This is a genomic window from Streptomyces sp. WM4235 (assembly GCF_001279725.1).
Lineage (GTDB): Bacteria > Actinomycetota > Actinomycetes > Streptomycetales > Streptomycetaceae > Streptomyces.
On record NZ_LGDE01000248.1, the window covers coordinates 1 to 638 of the forward strand.

1 protein-coding gene is annotated in these 638 nt (G+C 69.6%); it reads left to right on the plus strand.

The features are described from left to right. Window positions 1–638 (plus strand): AMP-binding protein (locus ADK55_RS18165; protein ID WP_159041446.1); only part of this gene is annotated, 638 nt, incomplete at both ends.

The following is a 638-nucleotide window of genomic DNA, read 5'->3' on the forward strand; positions in this document are numbered from 1 at the left end:
CCTGCACGCCGTCGTCCGCGCCGGCGGCGCCTACCTCCCCCTCGACACCACCCTGCCCACCGACCGCCTCACCCACATGATCCAAACCGCCGCCCCGGTGTGCCTGGTGACCGACCTGCCTTCACTCGACGCGGTCCCGGTACCCGCCGACGCCGAGGTGGTCGTGATCGGGGCGCCCGAGGTGACGGCGGACCTGGCTTCGCTGCGCGGTGACTCCGTGACCGATGCGGACCGCTCGGCGGTGCTGTTGCCGCGCCACCTTGCATACGTCATCTTCACCTCCGGATCCACCGGCCGCCCCAAGGGCGTCATGGTCGAACACGAGGCCATCGTCAACCGCCTGCAATGGATGCAGGGCGCCTACCGACTCGCCTCGGACGACCGCGTGTTGCAGAAGACACCCGCCGGATTCGACGTATCCGTCTGGGAGTTCTTCTGGCCCCTCGCCGAAGCCACCCCCCTCGTCATCGCCCGACCCGAAGGCCACAAGGACCCCGACTACCTCGCCGCCCTCATCCGCGAACAGCGCGTCACCGTCCTGCACTTCGTCCCCTCGATGCTCGCCGCGTTCCTCGCCGACACCGAGATCACCACCTGCCCCACCCTGCGACTCGTCGTCTGCAGCGGCGAAGCCCTCC